General features: G+C 72.7%; 10 protein-coding genes. 8 read left to right on the top strand and 2 right to left on the bottom strand.

From position 1 onward, the window contains the following. Positions 1-5 precede the first annotated feature (5 nt). The 7 genes from dnaJ to era all read left to right on the top strand — a co-directional run bounded on the left by dnaJ (position 6) and on the right by era (position 6,193). Positions 6-1,118, top strand: coding sequence for a molecular chaperone DnaJ (dnaJ, locus tag ACWA15_RS12340; RefSeq protein WP_464055592.1), 1,113 nt, complete (start codon positions 6-8; stop codon positions 1,116-1,118). Next, complete coding sequence (locus ACWA15_RS12335) at positions 1,118-1,891, top strand: 16S rRNA (uracil(1498)-N(3))-methyltransferase (RefSeq protein WP_464055591.1); 774 nt, start codon at positions 1,118-1,120, stop codon at positions 1,889-1,891. Before dnaJ ends, ACWA15_RS12335 begins: the two co-directional genes overlap by 1 nt. Positions 1,892-1,922: 31 nt before the next feature. Further along, positions 1,923-2,297, top strand: coding sequence for a histidine triad nucleotide-binding protein (locus ACWA15_RS12330; protein WP_464055589.1), 375 nt, complete (start codon positions 1,923-1,925; stop codon positions 2,295-2,297). A gap of 95 nt (positions 2,298-2,392) precedes the next feature. After that, positions 2,393-3,445, top strand: a complete 1,053-nt coding sequence (locus ACWA15_RS12325; RefSeq protein ID WP_464055588.1) for a PhoH family protein — start codon at positions 2,393-2,395, stop codon at positions 3,443-3,445. After that, positions 3,442-3,903 carry an rRNA maturation RNase YbeY gene (gene ybeY, locus ACWA15_RS12320; RefSeq protein ID WP_464055586.1) on the top strand — a complete coding sequence of 154 codons (462 nt, stop codon included), beginning with the start codon at positions 3,442-3,444 and terminating at the stop codon, positions 3,901-3,903. The genes ACWA15_RS12325 and ybeY overlap by 4 nt, the downstream gene beginning before the upstream one ends. Further along, the gene (locus ACWA15_RS12315) at positions 3,900-5,246 is read left to right on the top strand and encodes a hemolysin family protein (RefSeq protein WP_464055585.1); all 1,347 of its coding nucleotides are present in this window, start codon (positions 3,900-3,902) and stop codon (positions 5,244-5,246) included. Before ybeY ends, ACWA15_RS12315 begins: the two co-directional genes overlap by 4 nt. Then, entirely contained in the window at positions 5,243-6,193 is a 951-nt protein-coding gene (gene era, locus ACWA15_RS12310; RefSeq protein WP_464055584.1) for a GTPase Era, read from the top strand. Before ACWA15_RS12315 ends, era begins: the two co-directional genes overlap by 4 nt. A gap of 9 nt (positions 6,194-6,202) precedes the next feature. On the opposite strand, the gene ACWA15_RS12305 is transcribed toward era, so the two are convergent. Together ACWA15_RS12305 and ACWA15_RS12300 are read right to left on the bottom strand one after the other, a co-directional pair. Further along, positions 6,203-7,261, bottom strand: a complete 1,059-nt coding sequence (locus ACWA15_RS12305; protein WP_464055583.1) for an RDD family protein — start codon at positions 7,259-7,261, stop codon at positions 6,203-6,205. 108 nt (positions 7,262-7,369) lie between these two features. Next, a complete protein-coding gene (locus ACWA15_RS12300) occupies positions 7,370-8,791 on the bottom strand; it encodes a hypothetical protein (protein WP_464055581.1) in 1,422 nt (473 codons plus the stop codon). A 188-nt stretch (positions 8,792-8,979) separates the two neighbouring features. Here ACWA15_RS12300 and eccCa point away from each other — a divergent pair, with 188 nt between their 5' ends. Next, positions 8,980-12,984, top strand: a complete 4,005-nt coding sequence (gene eccCa, locus ACWA15_RS12295; RefSeq protein WP_464055580.1) for a type VII secretion protein EccCa — start codon at positions 8,980-8,982, stop codon at positions 12,982-12,984. The last annotated feature ends 9 nt before the right edge of the window (positions 12,985-12,993 follow it).

Raw genomic sequence — 12,993 nt, 5'->3', positions numbered from 1 at the left:
ATTCAGTGAGCGACTACTACGACGTGCTTGGTGTGGCCAAGGACGCAAGCCAGGAACAGATCAAGAAGGCCTACCGCAAGCTTGCGCGTGAGTTCCACCCCGACGTGGCCGGCCCCGGCGCGGAGGACCAGTTCAAGGACGTGGGCCGCGCCTACGAGGTGCTCTCCAACCCCGAGAAGCGCCGCTCCTACGACATGGGCACCGACCCCTCCGCCCCGGGCGGCGGGATGGGTGGTGGCTTCGGCTTCCAGGACATCTTCGAGACCTTCTTCGGCGGCGGGCAGGCCCAGCGCGGCCCCATCCCGCGCGCGCGACGCGGCCAGGACGCGCTGATCCGCCTCGACATCGACCTCGCCGACGCCGCCTTCGGGGTGCGCCGGGAGATCCAGGTCGACACCGCGGTCGTCTGCGGTACCTGTTCGGGCTCGTGCTGCCGCCCCGGCACCTCCCCGCGCACCTGCGACGTCTGCAACGGTCGCGGGACGGTGCAGCGGGTCGCGCGCTCCTTCCTCGGTCAGGTCATGACGACCGCGCCGTGCGCCGCCTGCCAGGGGTTCGGCACCACGATCCCCGAGCCGTGCGCCGAGTGCGCCGGCGAGGGACGCGTCCGCAGCCGCCGCACGGTCACCGTCGAGGTGCCCGCGGGCGTCGAGACCGGCAACCGGATCAAGCTCACCTCCCAGGGTGAGGTCGGCCCGGCCGGCGGCCCCGCCGGCGACCTCTACTTCGAGATCCGCGAGCGCAAGCACGAGCTGTTCCTGCGCCGCGGGGACGACCTGCACGCCACCCTCGAGGTGCCGATGACCGCGGCCGCCCTCGGCACGGTCATCGAGCTCGAGACCCTCGACGGCCTCGAGCAGGTCGACCTGCGCCCGGGCACCCAGCCGGGCCAGATCATCACCCTCAAGGGCCTGGGCATCGGCCACCTGCACGTGGGCGGACGCGGTGACCTCAACGTCCACGTCGAGATCCAGATCCCCACGAGCCTGTCCGACGAGCAGGCCGACCTGCTGCGTCAGCTGTCGGTGCTGCGCGGGGAGGAACGCCCCGAGGGCCGCGTCGCCGCGGCGCACCCCGGCGTCTTCACCCGCCTGCGCGACAAGCTCTCGGGCCGCTAGTGAGCGCGCCGGTCTTCCTCGCCGCTCCGGGCGACCTGGCCACCCTCGCGCCGGGGGACACGTACGTGCTCGACGGCGACGAGGGTCGCCACGCCGGCGTCGTGCAGCGACGCGGCACCGGTGAGCGGATCGACGTGGTCGACGGCGCGGGGCTGCGCGTGGAGACGGTGGTCGCCGCGGTCGCCGGGGGCCGCCTCGAGCTCACCGTGACCGGCGTCCGCACCGAGGAGTCCGACGGCGTGCAGCTGGTGCTCGTGCAGGCCCTCGCCAAGGGGGACCGGGACGAGCTCGCGATCGAGGCGGCGACCGAGGTCGGCGTGGACGCGGTCCTGCCGTGGCAGGCCGAACGCTCGGTCGTGGTGTGGCGCGGGGACCGCGCCGCGAAGTCCCGGGCCCGCTGGGTGACCACCGTGCGGGCCGCGACCAAGCAGGCCCGCCGCACCGTCCTGCCCGACGTCGGCCAGGTCGTGGACGGCAAGGGGCTGGCGGCCGCGGTCGCCGAGGTCCATGCCGAGGGCGGGCTCACGGTCGTGCTGCACGAGGACGCCGAGCGTCCCCTCGCCGGTCTCGACCTGCCGGCCCCGGGGGGCGAGAAGGTCGCCCGGGTGCTCATCGTCGTCGGGCCCGAGGGCGGGATCAGCGACCGGGAGGTCGCCGCGCTCACCGGCGCCGGCGCGGCGCTGGCCCGGCTCGGTCCGCACGTGCTGCGCACCTCGACGGCGGGGCCGATCGCGATCGCGCTGCTGAGCCAGCGGCTGGGCCGCTGGGGCTGAGCCGGGCGCTGAACTGGGCTAGCCTCGAGCCATGACCTCTTCGCAGACGAACGAGCCGATCCGTACCGATCCGGAGTGCCTGTTCTGCAAGATCGTCGCCGGCACGGTGCCGGCCACGATCGTGGCGCAGACGCCTGACGCGATCGCCTTCCGGGACATCAACCCGCAGGCGCCGATGCACGTCCTGGTCGTGCCGCGCGAGCACTTCGGCGACATCGCCCAGCTCGCCGCGGGGGACCCGGGCCTGCTCGCCGGGGTGGTGGCGCTGGCCGACGAGATCGCGGGGGACCAGGCCGACGGTCAGTTCCGCCTCATCTTCAACTCCGGCCCGCACGCCGGCCAGAGCGTCTTCCACGTGCACGGCCACGTCCTCGGCGGCGCCCGGCTGGGGTGGTCACCGGCCTGAGCGGCAGGTGAGCGGTGGGTCGCTCGTTAAGATGGAGACACTGTCAGTTTGTGATCGACCCACACGACCCATCCAAGGAGCAGGCGCACCGCCATATGGCAATTCCAGAGAGCACGACCGGCTCCGGCAGGGGTGACGTCGAGCACCGCATCATCGTGCCCGCCGAGGTCTCGCTCGCACGGCTGCTGGGTCCGGTGGACTCGGTCCTGCGGGCGATCGAAGAGGGGTTCGACGCCGTCGACGTGCGGGTCCGCGACAACGAGATCGTGCTGCGCGGCCCCGTCGGGGACGTGGCCCTCGCCGCTCGCCTCGTCGACGAGCTCATCGAGGTCGCCGAGTCCGGCACCGCGCTGTCCGCCGACGTCGTCAAGCGCTCCATCGTCATGCTCACCGCAGCCACCGAGACACGCCCGGCCGAGGTGTTCACGCTGAACATCCTCTCCAACAAGGGCCGCACCATCCGGGCCAAGACCGTCGGGCAGAAGCACTACGTCGACGCGATCGACGCGAACACCGTGACCTTCGGGATCGGGCCGGCCGGGACCGGCAAGACCTACCTCGCGATGGCCAAGGCCGTCCAGGCGCTCCAGGCCCGCCAGGTCAACCGGATCGTGCTCACCCGCCCGGCCGTCGAGGCGGGGGAACGGCTGGGCTTCCTGCCCGGGACGCTCTCGGAGAAGATCGACCCGTACCTGCGTCCGCTCTACGACGCCCTGCACGACATGATCGACCCGCAGTCCATCCCCAAGCTCATCGAGGCGGGGACCATCGAGGTCGCCCCGCTCGCGTACATGCGTGGACGGACCCTCAACGATGCGTTCATCATCCTCGACGAAGCCCAGAACACCTCCGTGGAGCAGATGAAGATGTTCCTCACCCGGCTGGGCTTCTCCTCGAAGATGGTCATCACCGGTGACGTCACCCAGGTCGACCTGCCCGGCGGGACGCCCTCGGGGCTGCGCGTCGTGGAGGACATCCTCACCGGTGTGGACGACGTGGAGTTCTGCCGGCTCGGCTCCTCCGACGTGGTCCGCCACCGGCTCGTCGCCGACATCATCGACGCGTACGCCCGCTGGGACATCGCGGTGACCACCCCGACCGGCGGCTACCGTCGCGACCACACCCCCGAGAAAGGCCACCGCAGGTGAGCATCGAAGTGAACAACGAGTCCGGCTACGAGGTCGACGAGGCCGAGTTCGCCGCGCTGGGCCGGTTCGTGCTCGACGAGATGCACGTGCACGCCCAGACCGAGCTGTCGATCCTCTTCGTCGACACCGAGGTGATGACCGAGCTGCACATCCAGTGGATGGACGAGCCCGGCCCCACCGACGTCCTGTCCTTCCCGATGGACGAGCTCCGCCCCGGCCGCGACGGCGACGTCACCCCCGCGGGCCTGCTCGGCGACGTCGTGCTGTGCCCCGAGGTGGCCGCCGCGCAGGCGGTCACGGCCGGGCACTCCACGGTCGAGGAGATGCTCCTGCTGACCACCCACGGGATCCTGCACCTGCTCGGCTACGACCACGCCGAGCCCGAGGAGGAGAAGGAGATGTTCGCGCTGCAGCGCACGCTGCTCCTCACCTTCCTCGCCGGTCGCCCGACCGGATGAGCGCCTCCGGACACATCCCGGTCGGCCTCCTCATCCTGCTCGCGGTCCTGGGCATCGGCCTCGCCGCAGTGCTCAGCGCGGGCGAGGCCGCCGTCATCCGGATCTCCCGCTCCGCGGTGAACGAGATCGTCGAGAGCCGCAAGACCATCGCCGGGCGGATCCAGCGCATCACGGCCGACCCGGTGCAGACCGCCGCGTCGGCGGCCTTCGTGCGGGTGTTCGCCGAGATGCTCGCCACCGCCTGCATCACCGTCTCCCTGGCCGCGGTCGTGGACCAGTGGTGGCTCGTGCTCATCCTCGCCGTCCTCATCAGCGCGGTCGTCTCGCTGGTCCTGGTGCGCATCAGCCCGCGCAGCCTGGGCCGCAACCGACCCGCACAGACCCTCGTCCTGCTCAGCCGGGTGCTCGCGGTCGTGCTGGCGGTGGCCGGTGACGTCACCCGGCTGACCAGCGCCGCTCGGGTCAACCACGAGGCCGACGACTCCCGCGAGCTGCGCGACATGGTCGACCGGGTCAACGACTCCGACGTCATCGAGGACGCGGAGCGGATGATGCTCCGGTCCGTCTTCGAGCTCGGCAGCACACTGACCCGCGAGGTCATGGTCCCGCGCACCGACATGGTCACCTGCGCGGCCCACACGCCGCTGCCCAAGGCGCTCGCGCTGTTCCTGCGTTCGGGGTTCTCCCGGGTCCCGGTGATCGGGGAGTCGGTGGACGACATGCTGGGTGTCGTGTACTTCAAGGACGTCGTACGGGTGCTCAACGACGCCGAGGGCGGGGAGGACCGCACCGTGTCCACGGTCATGCGGGCGGCGACCTTCGTCCCGGAGTCCAAGCCCGTCGACGACCTCATGCGCGAGATGCAGGTCTCCTCCTCCCACATGGCCCTCGTGGTCGACGAGTACGGCGGCATCGCCGGGCTGGTCACCATCGAGGACGCGATCGAGGAGATCGTCGGTGAGGTCACCGACGAGCACGACACCGCCGCCCCCGAGATCGAGGAGATCTCGCCGGGCCTGTTCCGGGTGCCGTCACGGATGCCCATCGACTCCCTCGGGGAGATCTTCGACCTGGAGATCGACGACGACGACGTCGACACCACCGGTGGTCTGCTCGCCAAGACGCTCGGCAAGGTGGCGCTCCCGGGAGCCACCGCCGACGTCTACGGCCTGCACCTGGTGGCCGAGCACGTCGAGGGCCGACGCCGCCAGCTCGCCACCGTCCTGGTCTCGCGCAGCGCCGCGGGCGAGCCCGAGACCACCCAGGAACGACAAGTGCTTGATGACCACCGCGCGAGCGAGGATCGCCGCGTGTCCGCAGACCAGCAGGAGACTGACTCATGACCCCCACCACCTCACCGGACGCCCAGGGCGAAGCCCGGACCTATCGGTCGGGCTTCGCCTGCCTGGTCGGGCGGCCCAACGCCGGCAAGTCGACGCTCACCAACGCGCTGGTCGGGCAGAAGGTCGCGATCACCTCCGACCGTCCCCAGACCACCCGCCACACCATCCGCGGGATCGTCAACCGCCCCGACGCCCAGCTCATCCTCGTGGACACCCCCGGGCTGCACCGCCCGCGGACGCTGCTCGGCGAGCGGCTCAACGACCTCGTGCGGGAGACCCTCACCCAGGTCGACGTCGTCGTCTTCTGCCTCCCGGCGGACCAGAAGATCGGCCCCGGGGACCGCTACATCGCCGAGCAGCTCGCCCAGCTGAGCTCCGGCCGCCACAAGACGCCGATCGTGGCCGTGGTCACCAAGGCCGACCTGGTCACCCGGGACGAGCTCACCAAGCACCTGCTCAAGGTCAACGACCTGGGGGAGTGGGCGGACATCGTGCCGGTCTCGGCCCAGGGAGAGTTCCAGGTCGACGTCCTCGAGGAGGTCCTCGTGGGGCACCTGCCCGTGGGCGTCGAGCTCTACCCGGACGGTGAGCTCACCGACGAGCCCGAGGCGATCATGGTCGCCGAGCTCGTCCGGGAGGCCGCGCTCGAGGGCGTGCGCCAGGAGCTGCCGCACTCCCTCGCCGTGGTGGTGGAGGAGATCTCCGAGCGTGAGGGCAGCTCGGGCGCGAACCCGCTGCTCGACGTGCGGGTCAACCTCTACGTCGAGCGGGACAGCCAGAAGGCGATCATCATCGGGCGGGGCGGGTCCCGCCTGCGCCACGTGGGCACCGAGGCGCGCAAGGGGATCGAGGCGCTGCTCGGCAACCGGATCTACCTCGACCTGCACGTCAAGGTCGCCAAGGACTGGCAGCGCGACCCCAACCAGCTGCGCAAGCTCGGGTTCTGACGGGGGAGGCTACCGGGTGGGACGGGCGGTGAACTGCCGCTGACCCACCCGGACGCTGCCGTCCCCGGGGACGTAGACGCGCACGCCGATGACGACGTCGAGCGGCTCCCCGTGCGGGGTGAGGACGGACGTGCCGTTGGTGGAGCCGAGGTCGCTCACCCAGAAACCCTGCTCGTCGATGCCGAACTGCAGGTGCGTCTTGGAGACGGACCGGTCCTCGTCGACGATCTCGAGCAGCTGGGCGTCGGGCGTCTCGGGCTGGGCCTGCGGGCGCCGGCCGATGAACCCGGCACCGGCGACGGTGAAGGACTGGCCGTTGTCGAAGGAGAGCCGGTGCGGGCCCGGTCCGGCCTGCGCGGCCGCGCGGGCCGCCGCACGCGTGGCCGCGGGCGGGCTCGGCGGCGGGCTCGGCGGCGGGTTGTGCGGGGTACGACCGGGAACCGCCTGGATGACCGGCATGGGCGCGAGGCTCGGCCGCTGGGTGGGCTGCGGCGGTGCCGGGAGCACCGGCAGCGCAGCGGGCGCCGGGAGCGCGGCCGGCACCGGCAGCGCAGCCGGCGCCGGTGCCACGGGGAGCACGCGTGGCGCAGGGGGCTGGGGGAGGGGCTGGGCCGGAGTCTGCTGGCCCGGCATCCCCGCCGCGCGGGGCGCCCGGGCGACGTCGATCATCATGGTGTTGGCGACGGCGTCGTGCCAGCCCTGCTTGAGCGGGCGGCGGTCCCAGGCGCCTGAGGACACGACGGCCCACTGGCCCAGCCCGGCGGCCAGGAACCCGGCCGCCACGACCAGTCCGCGCAGCGCGCTGCGCCGGATCCCTGGGGCGTAGGGCCCCTCGACACGCACCGTGCGCACCCGGCACAGGGCGTTGCCCACGGTCAGACCCGAGCGGGCCTCCCACACGCACAGGGCCACGGCCACCTGGACCAGGGCCAGGCCGGCGAGCACCGGCTCACCGGTGGCCACCCACACCCCGCCGGCCACTGCCAGCGCGAGGGCGAAGTCGATCGTGAAGGCTCCCACGCGCCGCAGGACGGGGGCGATGCGGGGCGGCGCTGGCGTGGTGGTCATACGGTTCCCTCGGCGGGTGTCTTCGATGGGTGGGGTGCGTCGTGGCCTGCACCAACAGGTCGGGCCGATGCTAGCAGGGGGCCCACGATCGGCCCGGTCCTCACGCCGTCACCGCGAGAACGCGCTGCGGATGAGCTCGATGGCGCCGATGCTCGCCAGGGCGGCCGGCAGCGCGAGCGCGACGGAGAGGCCTTCGACGGCGTCGACCAGCCGGGAGAACGCGACCGACCGGTGCCCCCGGGCCACCGGGATGGCGAGGAACCCCAGCCCCAGGCCGACGACGACAGCCGCGACGGCGAGCCCGGTGAGGTTGGCCTGCCCGTCCAACACCACCCGGACCGCGAGCGTGAGCAGCATGGCGCCGGCGGCGGCCCGCGGCACGGTCTTGGACGTCACGTTCCGGGCGCTGCGCGGGATGCACACGAGGGCGAGCGCCACGACGAGGACGAGGGCCTGCGCGGCGCCGTGCTCGAGGCCGGTCGGCGCCGCGCCGAAGAGGACCACGGGCGTGGCGATCGCGGAGACGACCGCGAGGGTGACGATCCCCGAGCCCAGCAGCCGGTCACCGCGCCGCACGCTCGCCAGCACGACGGCGTTGCGCAGCGGCGGGGTCGGCCGCGGCGGTGCCCCGCGCACCGACAGCGCGGCCCGGGTGACGTGCTCGGCGTCGACCAGGAACACGTCGGGGACCTGCAGGGACCAGGAGGGCAGCATCCGCAGCGCGGGCGGGACGGACCCCAGGGCCAGGGCGGCGAAGGTCCAGGCGGGCAGGGCCAGGAACAGCGCACCGAGGGCGAGGGCCGCGCACCAGCCGAACACCACCGCCAGGACGAGGGCGACCTGCAGCCCGTCGCCGCCGGCGCGCCGGGTCGAGACGGCGCCCACGGCGCTCACCGCGGAGGCGCACACCAGGCCGGTGGCCAGGGCGAGCTGGTGGCTCTGGGCGAGCCCGGCGTCGATCGCGCTCGCGCCGCCGGCGCACGCGAGGAAGGCTGCCACGACGAGGCACATCTCGTTGCGACCGTCCTGGAACACCCGCGGGCGCAGGGCGAGACCGGCTGCGGCGCCGAGGAAGGCCGCCGCGACGATCGTCTGCTGAGTCGAGCTGAGGGTGAGGTCCGAACCGAAGACCGAGGTGGCCATGACGGCGAGCGCGCACACCCCGGCCAGCGCCATGAGGACGACCTGGGGGAGCAGTGCGGTCGCCCGGACCGCGTCGCCGATCGCGTCGTGGGGGTCGCCGGGCCGGTCATTGGACCGGTGCGGTGCGGGGTCGCGGGTCACGCGGCGCCGGGGCGGGCGGGCGGTGATGTGCAGGACCGTCCCGTCCGTGAGCACGTCGGCGGTCACCTGGGAGGTGTCCACGGGTGTGCCGTCGGAGGCCACCACGACGACCCCGGGGTCCCCGGCATCGATGCCGACGGACCGCAGGGCGTCGCTGAGCCGCAGGTGGGCCGGGACCACGACGTCCACATGGTGCTCGGCGAACTGCAGGACCACGCGTCGAGTCGCGGCGATCGTGTCGCTCACGTCGTTCCTCCCGGTTGCCCACCGCTCGCGGCGCACGCACGGTTGCGCGTACATCCCTACTATTGTGTGGGCTGAGCCGTGCTGGTCCGTCCACCGGTCCATCATGAGACATCGCGCGCGACCTCCGCCCCGACCCAACCCCGACCCAGCCGAGACCCGGTCGCGACACACAGCCTAGGAGAGGGCACATGACGACCCCGCACTATCGGGACACCCGCGTGCCGCAACCACCGCTGCCCTCGGGCCGAGTGGTCCTGCAGGCACCTCCTGAGCTCGTCCCCTCCGACGGCATCAGCGGACTGCTCACCTCCTTGGTCCCGATGCTGGGGTCCGTGGGGTCCATCGTCTTCGTGGCGATGGCCTCACCCGGCCCCAAGGGGATGATCGCCGGTGGCATGTTCCTCGTCGCCTCCCTCGGGTTCGTCGTGGTCAACGGGTGGCGGCAACGCTCCCAGCACCAGGCGAGCGTGCTCGGCAGCCGCCGCGAGTACCTCGCCTACCTCACCGACCTGCGGTCCACGGTCCGTCAGGCGGCTCGCCAGCAGCACCGGCACGCCCTGTGGAACAACCCCGACCCCTCCTCCCTGGCCGCTCTCGCCGAGCAGGGCCAGCGGGTCTGGGAACGCTCGCCCGGGCAGAGCGACCACCTGCACGGGCGGGTGGGCGTCGCGACCCAGCCGCTGTGCCTGGCGCTCGAGGCGCCGGAGGTCCCCCCGCTCGCCCAGCTCGACACGGTCGCCTCCTCCGCGGCCCACCGCTTCCTCGTGACCCACCAGCTGCAGCCCGACCTGCCCGTCTCGGTCGACTTCACCCACTTCTCCCGGATCGAGGTGACCGGCCCGGAGAGCGAGGCCCGCGCCCAGGCCCGCGCCATGGTCGCCCAGCTCGCCACCTTCCACTCCCCGGCGAACCTGCAGATCGCGATCGTCGCCTCCGCGCAGGCCCTGCCGCAGTGGGAGTGGGCCAAGTGGCTCCCGCACACCCACTCCACCCGGGCCAAGGACAGCGTCGGCCCCGCGCGGATGATCGGGGGGTCCCTCGACGACCTCCAGGACATGCTGCCCGAGGGCATCGAGGCCCGCCCCCGCTTCTCCCCGAACGGCCAGGAGTCCGCCCCGCACCTGCTCATCGTGCTCGACGGCGGCCACATCGGCCCCGGCAGCGCCTTCGCCCCCGAGGACGGCGTCATGGGCGTCACCGTCCTGGAGCTGCCGGCCCTGTGGGACGACCTCGACGACCCGCTGCGCCTGCGCCTGGCGGTGGGTCCTACCGCCCAGGCCGGGGCGAACCGGGGCCGGGCGCAGATGCAGATCCTCAGCGTCGGCAACGACCCGATCGAGGCCTTCGCCGACTGCGCCTCGATCCCCGACGTCGAGGCCCTCGCCCGTCGCCTGACACCTCTCCTGACCGGCTCGGCCGACTCACCGGCCGACTCCGACGCCGTCTCGGCCGAGCTGGTGGACCTGCTCGGCATCGGTGACATCCGCGACCTCGACCTCGACGTCACGTGGCGTCCGCGGCTGCAGCGCGACCGGCTCCGGGTGCCCATCGGGCTGACCGAGCAGGGCCAGCCGATCTCCCTCGACATCAAGGAGTCCGCCCACCAGGGCATGGGCCCGCACGGCCTGGTCATCGGGGCGACCGGGTCGGGCAAGTCCGAGGTGCTTCGCACCCTCGTGCTCGCCCTCGCCCTCACCCACTCGCCCGAGGACCTCAACTTCGTCCTCGTCGACTTCAAGGGTGGCGCGACCTTCGCCGGCATGGCCGACATGCCGCACGTCTCGGCGATCATCACCAACCTCGGTGAGGAGCTCACCCTCGTCGACCGCATGCAGGACGCGCTGCAGGGGGAGATGACCCGGCGCCAGGAGCTGCTGCGCGCCTCCGGCAACTTCTCCAACGTCACCGACTACGAGAAGGCCCGCCTGGGCGGGCGCACCGACCTGGCTCCGCTGCCTGCGCTGCTCATCGTCGCCGACGAGTTCTCCGAGCTGCTGGCCGCCCGGCCGGACTTCGTCGACCTCTTCGTCGCGATCGGCCGGCTGGGCCGCTCGCTGCAGATGCACCTGCTGCTGTCCTCCCAGCGGCTGGAGGAGGGGCGGCTGCGGGGTCTGGAGTCGCACCTGTCCTACCGGATCGGCCTGCGCACGTTCTCGGCCGCGGAGTCCCGTTCGGTCATCGGCGTGCCCGACGCGTACACGCTGCCGCCGATCCCCGGCGTGGGCTTCCTCAAGCCCGACACCTCGACCCTGATCCAGTTCCGCGCCTCCTACGTCTCCGGCCCGCCGAAGGGACGCAGCGCCACGCGGCGCGGGATCGAGCAGGCCGGGGGCACCACCCTGGAACCGTTCACCGCCGCACCGGTGGCCCGTCGCACCCTCGCTGACGCCACGGTCGCCGAGATCGCCGAACCGGTCGAGGACGAGGGGGTGACCTTCGACATCGCGGTCCGTGCGATGGCCGGGCGCGGCCCGGCCGCGCACCGTGTCTGGTTGCCGCCGCTGATCACCCCGCAGACCTTCGACGAGCTCATGCCCGACCTCAGCGTCGACCCGGCGCTCGGCCTCGTGTCGCCGTCCTGGCGGGCCGCGGGCGACCTCGTGGTGCCGCTCGGCATCGTCGACCGCCCGCTCGAGCAGCGCCGCGAGAACATGATCGTCTCCCTCGGCGGGGCGGCCGGGCACATGGCCGTCATCGGCGGTCCGCGCACCGGCAAGAGCACGCTCGCGCGCTCGGTGGTCACCGGCCTCGCCCTCACCCGCACCCCGCTCGAGGTGCAGTTCTACGTGCTCGACTTCGGGGGTGGGACGTTCAGCCCGCTCGCTTCCCTCGCCCACGTGGCCGGGGTGGCCAGCCGCTCCGAGCCCGACGTCGTGCGGCGGATCATCGCCGAGCTGCGCGGGATCGTGGACTCCCGGGAGCAGTACTTCCGTGCGCAGGGCATCGACTCGATCGAGACGTACCGCCAGCGCCGTCGCGAAGGGCGCGCCGACGACGGCTACGGCGACGTGTTCCTCGTGGTGGACGGGTGGAGCACCATCCGCGCGGAGTTCGACGAGCTCGAGCCGCAGATCCAGGCGCTGGCCGGGCGCGGGCTGACCTTCGGCCTGCACCTGCTCGCCACCGCGACCCGCTGGATGGACTTCCGCAGCCAGGTCAAGGACGTCTTCGGGACGAAGGTCGAGCTGCGGATGGGCGACCCGATGGACTCCGACATCGACCGCAAGGTCGCCGTCAACGTGCCCAAGGACCGCCCCGGGCGTGGGATCGTCGCCTCCAAGCACCACATGCTCGGTGCGCTGCCGCGCATCGACGCCGACCCGCAGTCGTCGACCCTCGGCGCCGGGGTCGAGCACCTCATCACCACCATCAACGCCAGCTGGACCGGGCCACAGGGCCCCAAGCTCCGCCTGCTGCCCGACGACGTCACGCTCGACCAGGTGCGCGAGCTCGGGGAGAGCGTGGCCGGGCGGACCGCCCCGGGCACGGCACCGGGCCGGATGATCTGGCTCGGCGTCGACGAGTCGAACCTCGCCCCGGTGGGCCTGGACCCGATGGTCGAGCCCCACCTCTACGCCTTCGGCGACGGCGGGTCGGGCAAGTCCGGCCTGCTGCGCGGCTACGCCCGGGAGGTCATGCGGCAGTTCACCCCCGCCCAGGCGCAGTTCTTCGTCGTGGACTACCGCCGGTCGCTGCTCGGGGAGATCCCCGCGGACTACCTGGCCGGCTACCTCACCACCCACGAGGCCGCGAGCACCCAGCTGACCGACGTGGCGGCCTACCTGCGCGGGCGGCTGCCCGGGCCTGACGTGACCGCCGAGCAGCTGCGCTCCCGGACCTGGTGGACCGGCGCGGAGGTGTTCGTCCTCGTCGACGACTACGACCTGGTCGCGACGTCGATGGGGAACCCCGTCGCCGCGCTCGCCACGCTCGTGGCGCAGGCTGGTGACGTCGGTCTCCACCTCATCGTCGCGCGGCGGTCCGGTGGGGCGAGCCGGGTGCTCTTCGAGCCGGTGCTGCAGGCGCTGCGGGACACGGCCGCCCCGGGCATGCTGCTCTCGGGCAGCCCCGAGGAGGGTCAGCTCATCGGCTCGGCCCGACCGATCGTGAGCATCCCCGGGCGTGCGCAGATGGTCACCCGGGAACGGGGACGCGAGGTCATCCAGGTCGCCTCCACGGCCCCGACGCACTGACGGGACGCA

The sequence above is a fragment of the Sanguibacter sp. TS_SC_8 genome (genome assembly GCF_055361235.1).
Note: the sequence above shows the minus strand (reverse complement) of the source record. Positions and strands in the feature narration are given on the sequence as shown.